Consider the following 18,893-nt stretch of genomic DNA (forward strand, 5'->3'; position numbering starts at 1 on the left):
GCGCGCTGTCCCGCAAATATGGGGACGAAATTCGGAAGATGCGCTTGGTTGGACTCGACCCGCACTCGTCAGCGGCTACCTGCTGTCCCGTGGAATTCGAACAGATCGAGAAGTTGGAATCGGTCCCAGACCATGCCGCGGATCAAAGGGAAGAGGCCCAGGAGACTGTGCGCCCAGCCACTCGCAAACGATTGGAAACGCAGCAGGGCATCCTGCAAAAGGCTGACCAGGCCTGCCAGCGCACGGCGTTTGTGTGGTATCCGAGGAAGTCGCAAGGCCGCAGGGCCTGCTTGATTTGCTTGAAGAAAACCTCGATCTGTCAGCGGTAACGGTAGAGGTCGGCCACCGTCGAAGCCGCCCACCCCGGAAGTTCCGGAGACGCTCACGAAAATTTTTATTGCGGTAACAACTTCTTGGGATGAAAGGTAAAGAAATATTTATTCAATTTGTTGTTCTCTTGGTTGTTGTTTTGAATGTTTATTTATTTGATTGTTTTTTGGTTTCGGTAATTCTCTTGGGAGGGGTTTGGCTTTTTCTTTTGAAGAAGGTGGTTGGGGTTTTTTTGTGTGGAAGTGGTTTGAATAGAAATGGCAAAAAATCGAATATTCGTATTTGTTATTCTGTTTTTATTGTTCACACGATTTTAATAACATCGGTTTTAAGGGGGTATGGTTTGGATGCATTGTTTTCGATTGTGGTTGTTTTGATTTTGATGTTTGTTTTTGATTTATTTTGGCCTTCTCGGATTGATTAAATGAATTTAAGTTTATTGAGTTTTGGTGGTAATGAATAGAAGTTAGGTAGTTTTCTGAGATTTATTTCCGGCTTCCGTTTATGGTTTTCGTTGGCAACTCGAATGGAGATCCGACTCATGATTGTGATTTTGTTTTCTGTTCCATTAATTTTGGTTTGGATATTTGTGTTCTATATGGAAGCGCTTGAGGTTAGTGTGTGGATGTTTTTGTTAGCGGCCCCTTTGTTTTTTGTCCCAAATTGGATCGCTCATGAGTTGATTCCCTCGTCTTGGGTGAAGGTTGATCCTTCGGTGGGGGATTTTATTTGGATTCGGTTTCTTCGAGATCCTAAGCTTGAAGCAAGGTTCCGGGTAAGGTTTTTCTTGGCCGGCTGTGCTATGGCGTTGTTGTCTTTCTTGGTTTATCTATTATTTGGGGATTTGGTTTTTCTAGGTTTTTTATGTCTTGGAGGCTTGGTGGTTTTTATTGTTTTTCACTTTTATGTTCTTCGGGCGAAAGAGCCGGAGATTGCAAATATGAAAAAGGACGTGTGATCCATTTAGTTTTAGTTTTACGAATCCGAGCCTCCGTCGCTGACCCTGCTGCACGCTGCCCACCGCGAAACTTGGACCTCTGACGCCGTCGGGCCTTGGCTTTCCGCCTGAGAGAAGGAGTCGCCGCGGCGGCAATCAAGGGCCTCGCCAGGGTGGGTTTCTGACTGCTGGGGCATTGCCTGGAGGTGTTTGGAAAGAATTATTTCGGCGTGTTCGAATGATGTATTGGAATATGAGAGTGTTAAATGTGTTGTTGTCTATTTCGTGTGTGAGCTCGGGGTTGGTAATCTATAGGGAGAGCTGTTTTCTTGCGGTTTTAGGTGGAGGGGTGGCTTTCGGCGCTTTTGCCATTAAGAAAAGATTTGGGTTTGATGTCGCTATGCTAACTGTCTTGATGTTTCTTTTCATTGTTGGTTGGATATCAGTTTGGGTGATCGGTGTGTTAAACGGAGCGGGCGCTCTTTTACAGTATGTTGGGGGATTCTCGTTGGTGGTTTGCATCTCTGAATTCCTTTGTTCGGAAACAGATTAGTCGGGGTAAAGGGGAGCGACTCCAGCGGTCGATTGCTCTCCCGGATTGCAGACCCCATGCATCCGGGGTTGGTTCTACTCGATGGTGTTGTTTAATCGAGGGAACATGGTTGTTAGGTGGGGCGAGTGTTTTGTCGGGCACGGAACTAATGAGGCGGAGGATGGAAACCGGTGGATCTGGTTTCGGCCTGATGGATTGTCGTGAAAGTATATTGGTTTTCAGGTGGATAGATCATTCTGTCAGGGATGAATATAAGGTAGATGCCTATGGTATACATCTAAAGTGATAGGAATCGTTTTATTTTGGGGGGTGTTATTAACTGAAATTTTGGTGATAATATGAGATTTGAAAGAGAGATTTTGTGTTTTTCAGTTCTTGGGTTTTGTGTTTCTGGGGTTAATTTAATTTGTTCGATTGCTAGGATTCTCCTACGGTCAGAGTCGGTGGGCGATTTTGGTTTTTTTGTTGAAGATTTTCCGGTTGATACAGTTCAGCTGTTGAATCAAGACAGTGATTTGGTTGAGCTGGAATTTACTTTGGTTTCCTTGTCTTTTTTTATTTTTTGTCAGTCATTGATGATTTTGTTGTTTCTTAAGGCGAATGCGGGCTACAGTTCGGTTTCGTCCGGCGAGAGATCCACCATAAATCTTCGGTAAGGGCATCGGGTTCTTGCGTTTTGAGATGTGATGGATTTTCTTTATTTTTTGATTCGGGTTATTGTAGTTTTTCTTCCTGTCGTTTGTGTTGTCTTTGTGTTTCAGTTCACGGAGCGAAATAAACCCAATTTTAGGGTTTTGGTTTCGGGTAGCTCTTAGGGGTTTTGTTTTTTCTGTAATTTTGGTTTTGTCTTTGTATTTAAAGGGGATTGATCCGGTGGAAATGTATTTTTCTATTGGGATGGCTTTTTTGTTTTTTATTTTAATGATCGTTGGATGTGATATACGCAGTTTTCTGTGGATATTTGGCGGGAAGGTATCCCGCAGTGATAAGTCGGGTGGGGTTGAATCATGATCTTTTTCTCTGATACCGGAACAAGAAGCAGTGACCGATCAATGTGAAGCAATGGCGGATCGAAGGCACGTCGGGCTCGCGGGGTCTACTGCGGTCATCGAATCTTCAGGGAAATATTCGCTACACCTCCATGCCCGAATACGGGCCCGGCATCCTCTTCATGGCTGAGATTGCCAATAAGCTGGGGCGTGCATCATCTTCGCGTCATTATCGTTACATTAGATAGATAGGGGCGAAGATGGCGAGTTGAGTCGCTGCCAGTTCTCCGCGGCTTCGAAATGGACGGTTAACAAGTCGTCGGCCAGATCCTTCGCATGGCTACCGTGGTTGACGGCAAGGAATGACTTTGGCGGCGTAGGTTCCTGATTCAACAGATAAACGGGAATAACCGTTCCCCGCAGCTTGAAGGGCCGGCCTGCGGGGGGAAGGCCGGTCGTGGGGGGGTGAATGGCAGCCATTCAGGCCGCGGTTGCATATATATTACCAACCCAGCCCTGCGGACTGGGCTGTTGGATGACGCACCTGCGGCGCTGAAAAATCGTGCCGGATGGTTCTCTGGCACTCGAATGTGGACTGTCAATTCTGACGTTGATGTGCGAGCCTGCGGCGCTTTGAAAATGCAGCAACCCCGTGTCGACCGGTCCTTCTGCCGGTGGTCATTTCGATCCCTCTTCCCGGGGGGTGAGGATGAGGAGGTTGGCATCGTAGGTGATGATGCCGAGCATCACGGAGTTGATGAAGCGGTGGACGTCGATCCGGTAGGAGCCTTGGGGGTTGAAGGGGTTATCATGGTAGGGATCGGCGACGTAGACTTCCTGGCTTTCGTAGTCGAATCCGTTGACTACGACGAAATGTCCGGCGGGGAAGCCGGCGATGTCGTCGTCCGTGGAGTCGGGCAACTCGCGGACCGTCTGGTAGAGGTAGGTGGCGCTCAGACCGGTCAGGATGGGAGCTCCTTGGAGGAGAAGGCGGTGGAGGAATTCGGGAGTGAGGTCGGTGAAGCGGACCCGGCCTCCTTGGTGAAGGTATTGAATGTAGGCCCGGTGAGCTTCGATCAGTTTGTCCGAAGTGAGGTGCGGGATGCGGAGGGTGAGCTTTTCTATCAGTTCCTCCGGTTCGAGATTCCACCAGGTCGGGTCGAAGATGCGCAGATTGTAGGAGTAGGTGCGGGCGTTGAATCCGTGGTTGAGGGCGTGGAGGGCGAGGTTGACCGAGAGGGTGCCGCCGTCCTCGTGTTCGGGGATTTCTTCGATGATCTGGTCGAGCGGCAGGGGTAAGCCGAAATGCCGGTAGATTGCGTGCAGGCAGGTTGGGCCGCAGGTCGATTCGGTCGGCTGCGGAAGCATTTTAAGCGGAATTTTCAATGATCTTCAGGGTGATGAGAATTGTGTGGCAGGCAAATTAAAACCCGGATTTTTGACAGGGGACTTTCGAGAGGTAGGGCTATTTCATCTGGCCGACACCGCTCCCGGGTTGGGGCGTCTGCCGTGTTGGAGTCCCCGGCTTTCGCCGGTCATTGAGTCGTGGGGGGGACCGTCCAACGCGAAACTCCAACAATAGCCCAGATGAAATAACCCTGTTTCGAGAGGGGGAGCAATCAGACGTGTTGGGATCACCGTCGTGTCATTGCGAGGAGGCTTCGCCGACGAAGCAATCCATGAAACAGCGCCCCGCGCCCCTTCCGGGAACGTGGATTGCCGCGTCAGTCGTTCCTCCTTCCTCGCAATGACAGATGGTTGTCTGTTTTTCCCACTACTTTCAATCGGACCCTCGAGAGGGGGCGGAAATGGCTTCGGCATTGTCTTTTGGTTGGCCCGGTGTTACAACGTCCCTATGAGAACGCTTTCTGAAACCCGTTTGGCTCTTCGGTTGTATGTGTCGATCTCGGTGTTGGTCGGTTTTCTCTGGCCGGTTGGATTCGTCGCGGGGGTGGATGAGGCTTATGGTCCGGTAATCGCCCGTGAGGTCGTATCGGGTTTGAATCAGCCGGTTTATGTGACGACGCCGCCCGATGAGAGTCGATATTTGTTTGTTTTGGAAAAAGGAGGGAGCATTCGTTTGTTTGATCGGGATGCGAACGCGCTGTTGCCGGGGGCTCTTTTGGTGATTTCTCCGATCACCACGGCCAGCGAGCAAGGGCTGCTCGGCTTGGCTTTTCATCCGGAGTTTGCGGAGAATCGGTATTTTTTTGTGAACTACACCAATGCCTCCGGGGCCACGGTCGTGCGTCGTTATCGAATGCAAAGCGCCACTCCTCCGTATGCGGTCGAGCCTGGCAGCGCTTTAGATTTGCTTACTGTTCCTCAGCCGTATGACAACCACAACGCCGGGTGGCTCGATTTCAGCCCGGCGGATGGTTTCCTTTACATTTCGATGGGGGACGGCGGCAGCGGACATGATCCGTTGAATCACGGTCAGAACAAGGAGACCCTGCTCGGTTCGATGCTTCGAATTGATGTCGATGGCGACGATTTCCCGGGTGACTCCACTCGTAATTACGCGGTCCCGTCGAACAACCCTTTTGTTGGCATGGATGGCCGGGACGAGATTTGGGCTTACGGTCTGCGTAATCCCTGGCGCAACAGTTTCGACCGTGAGACCGGAGACCTATGGATCGCCGATGTCGGGCAAAGCAGCCGGGAGGAGGTCAATTTCCAGGCCGCGGGCATTCCCGGTGGGCAGAATTACGGCTGGCGCCTCCGCGAAGGCACGCTTGCAACGCCGACTGGCGGAGTTGGGGGGAATCGGCCTCCCGGTAATGTTGATCCAATTTACGAATACGATTTTTCCGACGGACGGAAGTCGATCAGCGGCGGTTACGTGTATCGCGGGAACGCGATGCCGCAATTGCAGGGGCATTATTTCTTTGGCGATTATGTGGCGGATTTCGTCCGGTCTTTCCGCTATGATGGATCCGGGATGGTCGATGAAGGCGACGTGCATGATTGGACCGCGGAGTTTGGCTCCATTGCGAATCCGGTTTCTTTCGGAGAGGATGCGGACGGGGAACTTTACATTGTCAGTCTTTCCGGGCGCGTTTATCAGATCACGCAGCCGTCGTGGTATCTGTGGCGTAACCGGCATTTCACGGCCGATGAGATCCAGGATCCCGATACGAGTGGTCCCGGTGCTTCCGCGCTCGGCGATGGGGTCGCCAACCTCGTGAAATACGCGCTGGGAATTGGAGCGAAGGAGTCGGGGGCCAATTTGCCAATTCAGCTTTCGATCGAGGCGGAAGGTCAAGGCGATGCGCCTTACCTGACCCTGACGGTCGAGCGGGACCCCGGCGCCGACGACGTTATTCTACTCGTCGAATCGACGGGCGACCTTGGAGGCGGTTCGGCCTGGAGCGAGGAGACGATTGTGGTTCTCGAGGACGAACCCGGGCTCTTACGCGTGCGGGATTCTGTGTCGATCTCCGAATCGGACCGGCGGTTTATCCGCCTCCGGGCCATCGGGAACTTCCCGGAATAACGGCAGAGAGGGAAAGCGGGAACGGAAGAAAACGTTCAACGTTCAACTTCCAACTTCCAACTTCCAACTTCCAACTTTCACCGTGGATTGGGCCGGGATCTCAGGTTCGGCCGGAGGCGGAAATGGGTCTATTGGTCGCGGCGGTCGGGGGCGCCGAATTGGGCGGGCGTTTCCTGAATCGGTTCCAAGCGGTAGATGCCGCCTTCTTCTTCGTCGGTGGCGAGGTAGAGGAGGCCGTCGGGGCCTTGGCGGACGTCGCGGATGCGGCCGATGGTTTCTTCAAAGAGACGTTCTTCGTGGACCACCCGGCCTTCATCGTCGAGGACGAGGCGGCTGACGTGTTCGGTCAGCAGGAAGCCGGCGAAGAGATGGCCGTTCCAAGCGGGGAAATGTTCGCCGTTGTAGAAGGCGAGTCCGGAGGGGGCGAGGGACTCTTTCCACCAATGGGCCGGGGGTGTCACGCCGGGAGCCTCGCGGCCGATCCCAATGTGCTCACCGGTTGCGTATTCGGTGCCAAAGGCGACCTGGGGCCAGCCGTAGTTGTTCCCTTTTTCAATCCGGTAAAGAAGGTCGCCGCCCGAAGGGCCGTGGTCGGTTGCCCAGATTTGACCGGTTTCGGGATGCATGGCTAATCCTTGATTGTTGCGGTGGCCGAACGAATAGATTTCGGGACGGAGGTTGCCGGGTTCGCGGCCGACGAACGGGTTGTCGTCGGGCGCGCCACCGTCTTCTCGGATGCGAATCATCGAGCCGCCGGGATCGGTTAAATCCTGGGAAACAAAGCGGAGACCGCGGTCGCCGATTGAAAAGATCACGGTGCCGTCGCCGGGGAAGAGGATACGGGAGCCGTAGTGACGGCCCGGGTCGCGGCGGGGAACCTGGGCGTAAATGGTTTCGACCTCTTCCAGGCGATTTTCTTCCTCGTTGAGCCGGCCGCGGGCGAGGGCGGTGCCGGTGCCGCGCTCGTCGTCTCCCATGACAGAGTCATCGTCGCCGGGACTTGAATACGTGAAATAAATCCAGCCGTTGTTGGCGTAGTCGGGGTGGACGGCGACGTCGAGGAGGCCGCCCTGGTTGCCGCCTTCGGGGGCGGTTAATTGGTCTTCGTCGGTGTCGATTTCGGGAAGGCCTCCGAGTTCCTGGACGGTGCGGGAGTCGAGGTCGACCAAGTGCATCCGGCCGGGGCGTTCGGTGACAATCATGCGACCGTCGGGGAGCCATGCCATTCCCCATGGGTGTTCGAGGTTTTCGACGATTTGGACCACGCGGAATCGGGTTTCCTCGCTCTCGACGGATTCCTCGACGACTTCCTCGATGGCCTCCGGTTCGGCCGAGGCGGCGAGGGGAGCGAAAAGAAGGGCGGCGGCGCAAGTGGCGCCGAGGGCCCTTGTCGGGTGAAAACGGTGCGGGTGGATCGGATCGTGCGTTGTATTCTTCATGGTCGCGAATCGGTTGAGTGTTTTGTTTTTCTTGGTGGTAACGAACGGCGGGCAGGGGGATCAGTCAAATGAGAGGGCGGGCGTTCGGCCGGTTTAAGGTTTTTCCGGAGGCGCGAGTCAGGGGGCGCGAAGCGCGCAGACGGAGCCGTCCCGGCTCCGTGCGGTTCCCAAGGCTCCGTAGGCTGAACCGACGCACTGAGGCGGGACGCCTCACCCACTTTGGACCTTCGGATCGTACGCCAGAACCAAAGTTTCCATAGCCCAACGGGCTTACGTCTTCCAGCCCAGGGTTGAGCTGAGAGAAGCGAGGCCTACCCTGGGGGCCGATCCCGACGTCACGAACCGCAACGCGGTTCCGCCGGCGTTCGATTCATCATCGCACGAAGGGTTGGGCGCAACCTCTTCGAGGTAGATCGTCTCGCGACCGAGACCCAGGGTAGCCCCCGCATTCGCGCGGCAACCCTGGGCTGGAGGACGAAACGCCGTTGGCGTATGTTCCCAAAGTGGCAGGGCCGTCACGGCTCCGTGCGGTTCCCTAGGCTCCGTAGGCTGAACCGACGCGCTGAGGCGGGACGCCTCACCCACTTTGAAGCCTTCGGATCTTATGCCAGAACCGAAGTTTCCATAGCCCAACGGGCTTACGTCTTCCAGCCCAGGGTTGAGCTGAGAGAAGCGAGGCCTACCCTGGGGGCCGATCCCGACGTCACGAACCGCAACGCGGTTCCGCCGGCGTTCGATTCATCATCGCACGAAGGGCTGGGCGCAACCTCTTCGAGGTAGATCGTCTCGCGACCGAGACCCAGGGTAGCCCCGCATTCGCGCGGCAACCCTGGGCTGGAGGACGAAACGCCGTTGGCGTATATTCCCAAAGTGGCGGGGCCGTCCCGGCTCCGTGCCGAGCACCAAGCCTGACCGACTCACCGGACCAGAGTGGCGGCTCCGTCTACTGGGCAAAACCCCGGTGCCGACGGTGGACGGCAGGATGCCATCCCTCCCAGTGACAAGAACGTTTCAAACATTCTCACATCAGAACCAAAGTTCCATAGCCCAACGGGCTTACGTCCTCCAGCCCAAGGTTGAGCCGAGGGAAGCGAGGCCTACCCTGGGGGCCGATCCCGACGTCACGAACCGCAACGCGGTTCCGCCGGCGTTCGATCCACCATCGCACGGGGGCTAGGGCGCAACCTCTTCGAGGTAGATCGTCTCGCGACCGAGACCCAGGGTAGCCCCGCATTCGCGCGGCAACCCTGGGCTGGAGGACGAAACGCCGTTGGCGTATATTCCCAAAGTGGCGGGGCCGTCCCGGCTCCGTGCCGAGCACCAAGCCTGACCGGCTCACTGGACCAGAGTGGCGGCTCCGTCTGCTGGGCAAAACCCCGGTGCCGACGGTGGACGGCAGGATGCCATCCCTCCCAGTGACAAGAACGTTTCAAACATTCTCACATCAGAACCAAAGTTCCATAGCCCAACGGGCTTACGTCTTCCAGCCCAGGGTTGAGCTGAGAGAAGCGAGGCCTACCCTGGGGGCCGATCCCGACGTCACGAACCGCAACGCGGTTCCGCCGGCGTTCGATTCATCATCGCACGAAGGAAAGGTCGCAGCCTCTTCGAGGTAGATCGTCTCGCGACCGAGACCCAGGGTAGCCCCGCATTCGCGCGGCAACCCTGGGCTGGAGGACGAAACGCCGTTGGCGTATATTCCCAAAGTGACGGGACCGTCCCGGCTCCGTGCCGAGCACCATGCCGCACCGGCTTACCGGACCAGATGGAACTGGTCCCTCCCAGAGAGTGGCGGTTCCGTCTGCTGGGCGAAACCCACGCGCTGAGGCGGGACGCCTCACCCACTTTAGGGGCATAGACGATCGCAGATAGACGATGGAGATGGACGGACGGGGACGGGGGTGGCAGAATGGGGGGATGGCGTTTTGTATTGAGTTTTTGGTTTTGGCGTTGGCGGTCGGGACGGAGGTGGTGGAATTGGAGCCGGTGGTGGTGACGGCGGGCCGGGGGCCGGGGGCGTTGGAAGAGACGCCGTTGCAGGTGACGGTGTTTGACCGGGAGGAGGTGGGGCATTCGGCGGCATTGACGGTGGACGATTTTTTGCGGCGGACACCGGGGTTTAGTTTGTTTCGGAGGCAGAGCAGTTTGGTGGCGCATCCGACCGCGCAAGGCGTCTCGTTGCGGGGAGTCGGTCCGACCGGGGCGAGTCGGGCATTGGTGTTGCAGGACGGGATTCCGATGAATGATCCGTTCGGGGGATGGGTTTACTGGAGCCGGATTCCGGCCTTGAGCGTGGAACGAATCGAAGTGGTGCGCGGGGGTGGTTCGACGGCGTGGGGAAACGCTGCGATGGCGGGGGTGGTGAACGTGATTAGCCGACCGCCCGAACCGGGGGTGGCGGTGGAAGGGCTTGCCGGGACGCGGGGGACGGCGCGGACGGGAGTGCGGGCCGGGACCGAGGCGGGGAGCGCGATGCTGGGGATCGATGGGCAGTTTTTTACGACTGACGGTTATCATGTGGTGCATCCGGAGCAGCGGGGATCGATCGACCAGAGGGCGGATTCTCGAAGTGTCACCGTGGCCGGGACGGCGGTGGCGCCGGTGGCGAACGAGAGTTTGTGGACTTTGCGGGCGGGCGGGTTCTGGGAGGAGCGGGGGAATGGGACGCCCTACACCGGGAACGAGACGCGGTCGGGGCGCATTTCATCGAGCCTCGATTTCGGGGAATGGGAGGAAGTTCGCTGGGAATGGACCTTGTTCGCGGAGCATTCGGTTTTTTCCAGCACCTTTTCGGCAGTGAACGCGGATCGGTCCGGGGAGACCCCGGCATTGGACCAATTTGATGTGCCGGCGACGGTGGTGGGGAGTGGTTGGCAGTTTTGGCGAGAGATAGGAGATCGGAACCGGCTGACCGGGGCGACCGATTGGCGATGGGTCATCGGGGAGACCAACGAAGATTTTTTCTTTCAGAACGGGGAATTCCAGAATCGTCGAATGGCGGGGGGAACCCAGGCCCTGGCGGGGGTGTTTCTGGAAAATACCTTCGAACCGGATGAATTCTGGCGTTTGTCGGTCGGTGCGCGGCTCGATTATTGGCGGAATTACGATGGGGAGGCGAGGCAATGGCAGCGGGCGACCGGAAACGTGACGATGGCGGACGAATATGATTCGCGGGGCGGGTTTGTGTTCAGTCCGCGGGCGGGGGTGGTGCGGGATGTGACGGACTCGGTATCCGTTCGGGCCGCGGTTTACCAAGGCTTCCGGGCGCCGACGATCAACGAATTGTATCGGCCGTTCCGGGTCGGGGCGGATGAAACGCAGGCGAATCCGGGCTTGGATCCGGAACGGATCACCGGAGTGGAGGCCGGGACGGATTTCGAGTTCACCGACCGGTGGAGGGGACTTGTATCCGGATTTTGGACGGAGATGCGGGATCCGATCGCCAATGTAACGGTCGGGCAAACTCCGGCGGGCGGGGCGTTGCGTCAGCGGCAAAACCTTGGCCGGGCGGAAGTGGTCGGGGTGGAGTTGGAAACCGGATACGATTTGCTGCCGGACTGGACGGTTTCGGCCGGGGTGTTGTTGTCGCGTCCGACGGTGCGGCGCGCGTCGCAACAGCCGGAGCTGGTCGGGAGGCGGTTGGCGCAGACGCCGGAGCGGACCGCAACCTTGCGTTCGCGATGGCGCTGGGGAGAGGAAGTCGTGGTCGATCTACAGGGACGGTATGTCGGGCCGCAGTATGAGGACGACTTGAATACGCGGAGATTAGCCGGTTATTGGCTGGTCGACTTGTATGCGGCGCGGTCGTTGGGAGAGGACTCGTCGGTGTTCGTCGGGGTGGAGAACCTGTTTGACCGGATGTACGCGGTCGGAGAGACGGGGGACGGCTTGGTGACGATCGGGCAACCGGTGATGATGCACGGGGGAATGCGGTGGCGGTTTTAGCGCGCTCGGCGCGCGCATAGACGATAGTTGGCCCTGGGGTAGTAGGGTGAATTCCTTATAGCGAGAAGGGATGTGCCTCAGGCGGGTGGTCGGGGCTTGCTAAGTGGGGACGAGGGGAGAAAATAGATATGGAGCTGATCGTTCACCGTGGTTTTAGCGGAGGTTTTTGGGCGGTCGGCCGATTTTTTATCGATGATAGAGCCCTATGAAGAGTACCGGCGGCAACATGCGGCTCTTGTTTCACTGACACGGAGCGGGTTGTGGAACGCTGCGGATGAGAATGCCGGCTTGCGGGAAATCGCGGTGGCGGTGGCCAAGGGTCTCGATGTGGAGCGGGTCAGTGTTTGGCGGTTCAGTGCGGCGCGGGAGGCGATCGTTTGCCTCGGTTTGTATGAGGCCTCGATGGATCGGCTTTCCAGCGGGCAGGAACTGAAGGAGAAGGACTTCCCTTCCTATTTCCGGGCGTTGGCGGAGGAGGAGATCATCGCGGCGCACGACGCCCGGAAAGATCCCCGGACGCGGGAGTTCACCGATTTGTATCTCAAACCGAACGGGATCACGTCGATGTTGGACGCTCCGGTTTATGTCGCCGACGGGTTGGCGGGGGTCCTTTGCGTCGAGCAAGTCGGAGAGGCGCGGGAGTGGAGTCATACGGAGGAGAGTTTCGCCGTTTCGGTGGCCAACCTGGTCTCCCTGATGTTGGCTCAGCGGGCGTTGGCGCGGAGCGAAGCGCGTTTGCGGACGATTTTGGAGAGCGAGCCGGAATGCGTGAAAATCGTTTCGTTGGACGGGCGATTGTTGGAAGTCAACCGGGCTGGTCTGGCAATGATCGACGCGGAGAACCTGGACCAGTTGCGGGACAGAAGCGGACTGGACCTGGTGCATCCGGCGGACCGGGAAACGGTCAGACAGGCGCATCAGCGGGCTTGCCGCGGGGAAACTACCCGGGCGCAATACCGGGTGATCGGTTTAAAGGGCCGGGAACGGTGGTTCGACAGTCATTCCGCGCCGCTTCTGGAAGCGGACGGATCGATCGGATCGATCCTTTCAGTTACGCGGGATGTGACCGAGCAAAGGCGGGCGGCCGAGACCATTTTGAAGGTGGCGGGGGCGGTGTCGATGCCGATTGGGGAGGCGTTTTTAGAGAACCTCACCCGGGAAATCGCCGAGGCTTTGTCGGTCAAGGGTGGGGCCATTTTGCTCGTTGATCCGGATCAGCCGGGCGACGTCTTTTCCCAGGCGCTTTTTATCGACGGGAAAAAGATCGACGACGTTCGCTACGAGATCGACGGCACGCCGTGTGAAACGGTGGTGAAAGGGGAGTCGCTCGTGGTGGAGCGGTCGGTGAGGGAGCGGTATCCGGAGGATCCGATGCTGGTTGATTTCGGCATCGAATCCTACGCGGGGGTTCCGATCCGGGGTGAGTCGGGGCGGGTGATCGGGATGGTGGCGGTTTTTTCGGAAACCCCGATGGAGCACGGCGAGTTGGTCTTGTCGACGTTGCAGATTTTCGCGGCCCGGGTATCGGGGGAGCTGAGCCGACGGACGGTCGAGACGCGATTGGAGACGGTTTGGCGGCGGCAGGAAATGATTTTGGAGTCGACGGCTGACGGAATTCTCGGGATCGACGCGGAGGGACGGGTCGTTTTCGAGAATCCGGCGGCTTTGGCGATGCTCGATTGGGCGCCGGGCGAACTGATCGGGCGAAGGGGGCATGATGTCTTCCACCATCACTTGGGAGACGGTCGGGAGTATCCTTTCGAGCAGTGTCCGGTGACCCGGACTTTGAAAGACGGTGAGACGCGGCGGGTGGAGAACGAGCTGTTTTTCCGGAAGGATGGCAGTTCTTTTTCGGTCGAATATATTTGCGCGCCGGTGAAACGGAACGACGGGCGGATCGACGGGGCGGTGATTTCCTTTCGGGATATGACCGAGCGGCGGCACCTGATCCACTCGCTCGGGGAACGGGTGAAGGAATTGCGGGCGATGCACAACGTGGCGGATCTCTTGCGCGGTCCGGAGACCCCGTGCGGCGAGTTGTTGCGGAGAGTGGCGGAAAATCTGTTGGGGGGGCTCCAGTATTCTGAATATGGATGCGCCTCGGTCGCCTTCGGCGAGTGTCGGGCTGACACGCCGGGATGGGAAAATGCCTGGGGAGTGATCGAGCAGTCCTTCGCAGCGGGGAATGGGGTGGTCGGTCGGGTCGGGATCGGTTATCGGGAGCAAATCCCGGAAGGAGAGACCGGGCCGTTTTTGTTGGAGGAGCGGTTGTTGATCGATTGGGTGGCGGAAGCGCTGGCTTCGCATTTCGACCAACTCTCGTCCCGGGAAGCGTTGCGGGAGAACCAGGCGTTTTTGCAGATGGCGTCGCGAGCGGGGAAGTTGGGGGCCTGGAGTATCGAAGTGCCGGGAGGTGAGCAACGGTGGTCGGACGCGACGCGGGAAATTTACGGGTTGGAGGAAGGACCACCCCCGCGCAAGAAGGAGCTGCTGGAACTGTTCGTGCCGGAGGACGGGGAGCGTTACCGGGAGGCCTGTGAGGCCTGCGCGCAGGGAGGAACGCCGTTTGATTTGGAGGCGTGCTTGCGGGAGCGGCGAGGCGAGTCGGTATGTGTCCGGGTGATCGGCGAGGCGGTGCGGAACGAATCCGGCGAGATCATTCGGGTGCAGGGGGCGGTTCAGGATATCACCGAGCGGAAAAAAGCGGAGGCGTCGCTCGCGGCGAGTGAAACCCGTTTCCGGCAATTGGCGGAGTCGATGCCGATGATCGTTTGGACCGCCTCGGCGGACGGAAATGTCGATTACGCAAACGATCGTTGTTTCGAATACACCGGGATAATCAACACAAATGCTCCGCTCATTTGGGAGGAGGCGCTCCATCCGGACGACCTGGAGCGTTGCCTGGAACGATGGCAGACGGCGGTGGAGCGTGGAACGCCGTTCGCGATCGAATACCGGATACGCCGGGGGGAAGACGACAGCTACCGTTGGTTCGACGTCCGGGCGGTGCCGGTCCGGGATTCGGCCGGAAACGTGGTGAAATGGTATGGGACGGCGGTCGACATCGACGATATCAAGCGTCTCCAGGAAGAGTCGACGAGGTTGGCGGACCGGCTCACCGCCACGTTGGAAAGCATGACCGATGCGGTCCATACCGTGGACCGGGAATGGCGTTTCACTTATCTCAACCGGGAAGCGGAAAGACTTTTGGAACGTCCGCGCGACCAATTGCTCGGGAGGAAAATGTGGGATGAGTTTCCGGAGGAGGAGGCGAAGGGATTCCGCAAGGCTTACGAGCGGGCGGTGCGGGAGAAAACCAGTGTCACGGTGGAAGGTTTTTTCGCTCCGCTCGGGAAATGGTTCGAAGTGAAAGCGTCACCCTCGCCGGAAGGCCTGACCGTTTTTTTCCGGGACGTGACCGAGCGTCGGCGTCACCGGGAGGCGATCCGGGAAAGCGAGGAACGCTTTGCCTTGCTCACCAAGGCGACCAACGACGCCATCTGGGATTGGAATCTCGCGACGAAGACGCTTTGGTGGAACGAAGGAATCGAGCATCTGTTCCGTTATGACCGAAAGGACGTTCCGCCGACGATCGAGTTTTGGATGGAGCAGATTCACCCGGATGACCGGTCCGTGGTGGTCGCGGGGATCGAAGAGGCTCTGGAAGGGGAGGAAAAGACATGGACCGCGGAATACCGCTTTCGCCGGAATGACGGGAGTTACGCCTACGTCCTGGACCGGGGCCATATCAGCCGGAACGAGGCAGGAAAGGCGGTCCGCATGATCGGTGGCATGACCGACCTGTCGGACCGGCGCAATGCCGAAGAGCGGGTGCGGGAGCAGGCGGCGCTGCTCGATTTGGCGCAGGACGCGATTCTGGTCCGGGATTTGGAGCACCGGATCCTCTATTGGAACAAGAGCGCGGAACGATTGTATGGATGGACGGCGGAAGAAGTGATCGGCCAGCCGGTCCAGGAAATGATCTACCGCAATCCGGCGGAGTTTTTAAAAGCATCGGAGACGACGCTGCGGGAGGGGGAGTGGGTCGGCGAGATTTCCCAGCGAAGCAAATACGGGGAGACGCTGACGGTCGAAGGCCGGTGGACGTTGGTCCGGGACGAGCACGGTATGCCGAAATCGATCTTGGCGATCAACACCGATTTGACGGAACGAAAGAAACTGGAAACCCAATTCCTGCGGGCTCAGCGTCTCGAAAGCATCGGCACCCTGGCCGGCGGCATTGCGCATGATCTCAACAACATCCTGGCGCCGATCGTGATGGGGATCGATTTGTTGCGGGATGAGGAGACCGATCCGCAACGGCAAGCGCTCTTCGAGACGATCGCCGCCAACGCCCAGCGGGGGGCGGCGCTGGTGAGCCAAGTGTTGACCTTCGCCCGGGGCGTGGAGGGGAAACGGCACAAAGTCGACGTGTTGGAAATCGCGCGGGAAATCCAGAGGGTGGTCCGGGATACCTTTCCCAAGAACATCGCGATCCAGGTGGAAGCTCCGGTGGCTCCCTGGCCGGTGGAGGCCGACGCGACTCAGCTGCACCAGGTATTGATGAATCTCTGTGTCAACGCCCGGGACGCGATGCCGGAGGGTGGGACGCTGACGGTCTCGTTGCAAAACACGGTGTTGGACGAGGTCTACTCCGGCATGACCCCGGAATCGAAACCCGGACCGTATTTGATCATCCGGGTGGAGGACACCGGAAAAGGAATTCCCCGGGCGAACCAGAACAGTATCTTCGATCCGTTTTTCACCACCAAGGAAGTGGGCAAAGGAACCGGATTGGGGCTTTCAACGGTGTTGACCATCGTGAAAAGCCACGGGGGCTTCATCAACGTTTACAGCGAGCCCGGGAAAGGCGCCCGGTTCAAGATTTACCTGCCGGCACTCGCCTCCGGGGAAGCGGTGGAGACTGTGGCGATCGAGCGGAGTGGTTTGCCGCGTGGGCGGGGGGAGTTAATTCTGGTGGTGGACGATGAGGCGGCGATCCGGGATGTGGCCCGCAAGACCCTGGAACGGTTCGGTTACCAAGTGATTTTGGCCGCCAACGGGGCCGAGGCGGTCGCGGCTTATGTCCGGGAGAAAGGAATTGCGGTCGTCTTGACCGATATGGCGATGCCGATCATGGACGGTCCGGCGACGATCGCGGCGTTGAAGGCGATCAATCCGGACGTCAAGATCATCGGGTCGAGTGGAATGGCCGCGAACGGCAATGTCGCGAAGGCGGCGGGTTTCGGGGTGCGGAATTTCATTCCGAAGCCGTATACCGCCGAGGCGCTGTTGACGGAATTGGATCGGATCCTTCACGGCGCAGGAATTTGAGAGGGATGGAGTGGTCGCGGCGGTCGCCGCAGCCGACGGATTTTCGGCTGAAGCGCTTAGTTCCGGCTAGGGCTCTGGAAGGAGCGGCGCGCTTTAGCCGCCGTCGTTGCGCGGGCGGAGTTTTGGGGATGGTCCTCGTGGTCGACGGTCTTCGGCTAAAGCACGAAGCTCCTGCTTGGGCGAGCCGACTTTTAACCTTTGACAAACCAGCTCCGGATGTGCGGGCGTTTAGGCGGTTATGGAAACGGAACATCGCGAACCGGTGGATAACGCCTTCGGTTGGATCGAGCGGGTGGCGCGGGCGGCGCAGAATCCGGCGCGCGGGTGGCGGCGCTGGTTGAGATGGGCGCGCTGGGTGTTGGCGGTTGTTGCCATCGGTTATGTCGGCGGACTTCTTCTCGGGCTCGGCGTGGCCCAGTGGGTGGGGGAGCGCCATTGGGTCTCCAGCTTGGTATTGCTGTTGCCTCCGGCATTGTGGCTGATACCGGTGGCGGTGCTCGGGCCGGTGAGTGCGGTGATCTGGCCGCGGCTTTGCCTGTTGCTGGCCGTGGCGCCGGTTTATGTTTTTGTGGGATTCATGCCGTTTCATTGGTCGCGTCCGCTGGAGGCCGGGGAAGGGGGGACGACGATCACGGTGTTGGCCAACAACGCCGGACAGCGGCAGACCCGGACCTTGTTCGGCTTGGTGGAGGAGGTCCGACCCGACCTCATGGTGTTGCAAGACGTCTCGGCCCGCCGGGGGGCGGTGTTGGCCCACCGGCAAGGCGATCCGGGAATGGACGTGGTCCAACACGCCCATTTCGTCCTGGTAAGCCGGTACCCGATTCGGGATTCGGGGCTGGTCGAAGGGTTGGTCTTCCGGGGGACCCCGGCGGCGGCGTGGTTTGAGTTGGAGGTCGGGGGGCAACCGGTGATGGTTTACAATGTTCATTTGCCAACTCCCCGGCACGACCTGGAGCGGTTGCGGGGCCAAGGATTCCTTTATGAACTCTCGCGTCTCGGGGGGATTTACTCGCGGGAGGGGCGGGGCCGTTACCGGGAGGCGTTGGCGGAACGCGTGGAGGTGGCGGAACGGTTGGGGGAAATCATTGCGGCGGAAGGTCGTCCGGTGATCGCGGCGGGAGATTTCAACGCGACGGCCAACGGGTATGTCCGCCGGTTGTTCGCCGCGACTTTGACCGACGCCTTTGCGGAGCGGGGGCGGGGATACGGGCTCACCTTTCCCAGCGTGACGCGAAATCCGCTTTCGTTGTTTGGTCCATGGATGCGGATCGATTATCTCTTCACGAGCGATGATTTCCGGGTGTTGGACGCCGAGGTGGAAGGACGCGAGCGCGCCCAACACCGGGCGGTGATCGCACGGTTGGAATTCATCGCAGCCGATGATTGAGGCGGGTTGATTCTCCAGAGCGAAGGCGCGGCATCCCAGTCGGAAGTGGCGACCTGTCAGGCCGCGAAGACCGTTTTTTTCGTTTACCCAGCCCTTCGGACTGGGCTGTAGAATCAGGCACCTACGGCGCCACAGACCTCCCGGATGACACGCTGGGTCCAAAGTATCTCCGGCACAGTGGTCTGGGGCGGGTTTCCCCGATGCTTATTTTGCCGCGGCCTTCCTCCGGCGAAAGCCGGGATGCTACGAAGAGGACCGGGGACGATTTTCAGAGATTGCATGGGAAAAGTCAGCCTTTGGAACCGATTCGCCTTGATGGGGGTCAATCGCAATCGTAGTGGTATCCCTTAAGGAAATATAAGGGGAAGACCCTAAATTTCATTGCGTCAGGGCTAATTCTCGTCAGTAGAGGAGGGGCAAATCAGAAAACCGGCGGGATCACGAGGGGCGATTTTGGCCGGTCAATCCAGTAATGCGGCC

The 18,893-nt window shown here is 58.6% G+C and carries 9 protein-coding genes and 1 pseudogene; 7 read left to right on the forward strand and 3 right to left on the reverse strand.

From position 1 onward, the window contains the following. Positions 1–77: 77 nt before the first annotated feature. Positions 78–361: pseudogene (locus ACWUI2_RS12590) on the reverse strand (IS4 family transposase); the annotation flags it as partial. A gap of 57 nt (positions 362–418) precedes the next feature. Between ACWUI2_RS12590 and ACWUI2_RS12595 the strand changes: the two are divergent. From ACWUI2_RS12595 to ACWUI2_RS12605, 3 genes are all read left to right on the forward strand, one after another. Continuing rightward, positions 419–754: a hypothetical protein gene (locus ACWUI2_RS12595; protein ID WP_486983201.1), complete on the forward strand. Its 336-nt coding sequence runs from the start codon at positions 419–421 to the stop codon at positions 752–754. Between the two features lie 117 nt (positions 755–871). Then, on the forward strand, positions 872–1,288 hold the full coding sequence (locus ACWUI2_RS12600; RefSeq protein ID WP_486983202.1) for a hypothetical protein: 417 nt from the start codon (positions 872–874) through the stop codon (positions 1,286–1,288). An 870-nt stretch (positions 1,289–2,158) separates the two neighbouring features. Next, entirely contained in the window at positions 2,159–2,476 is a 318-nt protein-coding gene (locus ACWUI2_RS12605) for a hypothetical protein (RefSeq protein ID WP_486983203.1), read from the forward strand. Between the two features lie 1,011 nt (positions 2,477–3,487). On the opposite strand, the gene ACWUI2_RS12610 is transcribed toward ACWUI2_RS12605, so the two are convergent. Beyond that, complete coding sequence (locus ACWUI2_RS12610; RefSeq protein WP_486983204.1) at positions 3,488–4,195, reverse strand: C39 family peptidase; 708 nt, start codon at positions 4,193–4,195, stop codon at positions 3,488–3,490. Between the two features lie 469 nt (positions 4,196–4,664). Here ACWUI2_RS12610 and ACWUI2_RS12615 point away from each other — a divergent pair, with 469 nt between their 5' ends. Next, entirely contained in the window at positions 4,665–6,305 is a 1,641-nt protein-coding gene (locus tag ACWUI2_RS12615) for a PQQ-dependent sugar dehydrogenase (RefSeq protein WP_486983205.1), read from the forward strand. Between the two features lie 128 nt (positions 6,306–6,433). Here the strand turns inward: ACWUI2_RS12615 and ACWUI2_RS12620 are convergent, their stop codons facing one another. Further along, positions 6,434–7,744 (reverse strand): PQQ-dependent sugar dehydrogenase, encoded by a 1,311-nt coding sequence (locus ACWUI2_RS12620; RefSeq protein ID WP_486983206.1) that lies wholly within the window; start codon positions 7,742–7,744, stop codon positions 6,434–6,436. 1,917 nt (positions 7,745–9,661) lie between these two features. Here ACWUI2_RS12620 and ACWUI2_RS12625 point away from each other — a divergent pair. The 3 genes from ACWUI2_RS12625 (at position 9,662) to ACWUI2_RS12635 (ending at position 18,413) form a co-directional block, all read left to right on the forward strand. Next, complete coding sequence (locus tag ACWUI2_RS12625; RefSeq protein ID WP_486983207.1) at positions 9,662–11,689, forward strand: TonB-dependent receptor; 2,028 nt, start codon at positions 9,662–9,664, stop codon at positions 11,687–11,689. Positions 11,690–11,881: 192 nt separating this feature from the next. Then, positions 11,882–17,023: a PAS domain S-box protein gene (locus ACWUI2_RS12630; protein ID WP_486983208.1), complete on the forward strand. Its 5,142-nt coding sequence runs from the start codon at positions 11,882–11,884 to the stop codon at positions 17,021–17,023. 238 nt (positions 17,024–17,261) lie between these two features. Beyond that, complete coding sequence (locus ACWUI2_RS12635) at positions 17,262–18,413, forward strand: endonuclease/exonuclease/phosphatase family protein (RefSeq protein ID WP_486983209.1); 1,152 nt, start codon at positions 17,262–17,264, stop codon at positions 18,411–18,413. Positions 18,414–18,893: the final 480 nt, after the last annotated feature.

Source organism: Verruconatronum alginivorum (genome assembly GCF_056590205.1).

Coding starts and splice junctions, on each gene's coding strand:
- ACWUI2_RS12595 (WP_486983201.1), top strand. CDS start 419: ATGAAAGGTAAAGAAATATTTATTCAATTTGTTGTTCTCTTGGTTGTT.
- ACWUI2_RS12605 (WP_486983203.1), top strand. CDS start 2,159: ATGAGATTTGAAAGAGAGATTTTGTGTTTTTCAGTTCTTGGGTTTTGT.
- ACWUI2_RS12630 (WP_486983208.1), top strand. CDS start 11,882: ATGATAGAGCCCTATGAAGAGTACCGGCGGCAACATGCGGCTCTTGTT.
- ACWUI2_RS12620 (WP_486983206.1), bottom strand. CDS start 7,744: ATGAAGAATACAACGCACGATCCGATCCACCCGCACCGTTTTCACCCG.
- ACWUI2_RS12600 (WP_486983202.1), top strand. CDS start 872: ATGATTGTGATTTTGTTTTCTGTTCCATTAATTTTGGTTTGGATATTT.
- ACWUI2_RS12625 (WP_486983207.1), top strand. CDS start 9,662: ATGGCGTTTTGTATTGAGTTTTTGGTTTTGGCGTTGGCGGTCGGGACG.
- ACWUI2_RS12615 (WP_486983205.1), top strand. CDS start 4,665: ATGAGAACGCTTTCTGAAACCCGTTTGGCTCTTCGGTTGTATGTGTCG.
- ACWUI2_RS12635 (WP_486983209.1), top strand. CDS start 17,262: ATGGAAACGGAACATCGCGAACCGGTGGATAACGCCTTCGGTTGGATC.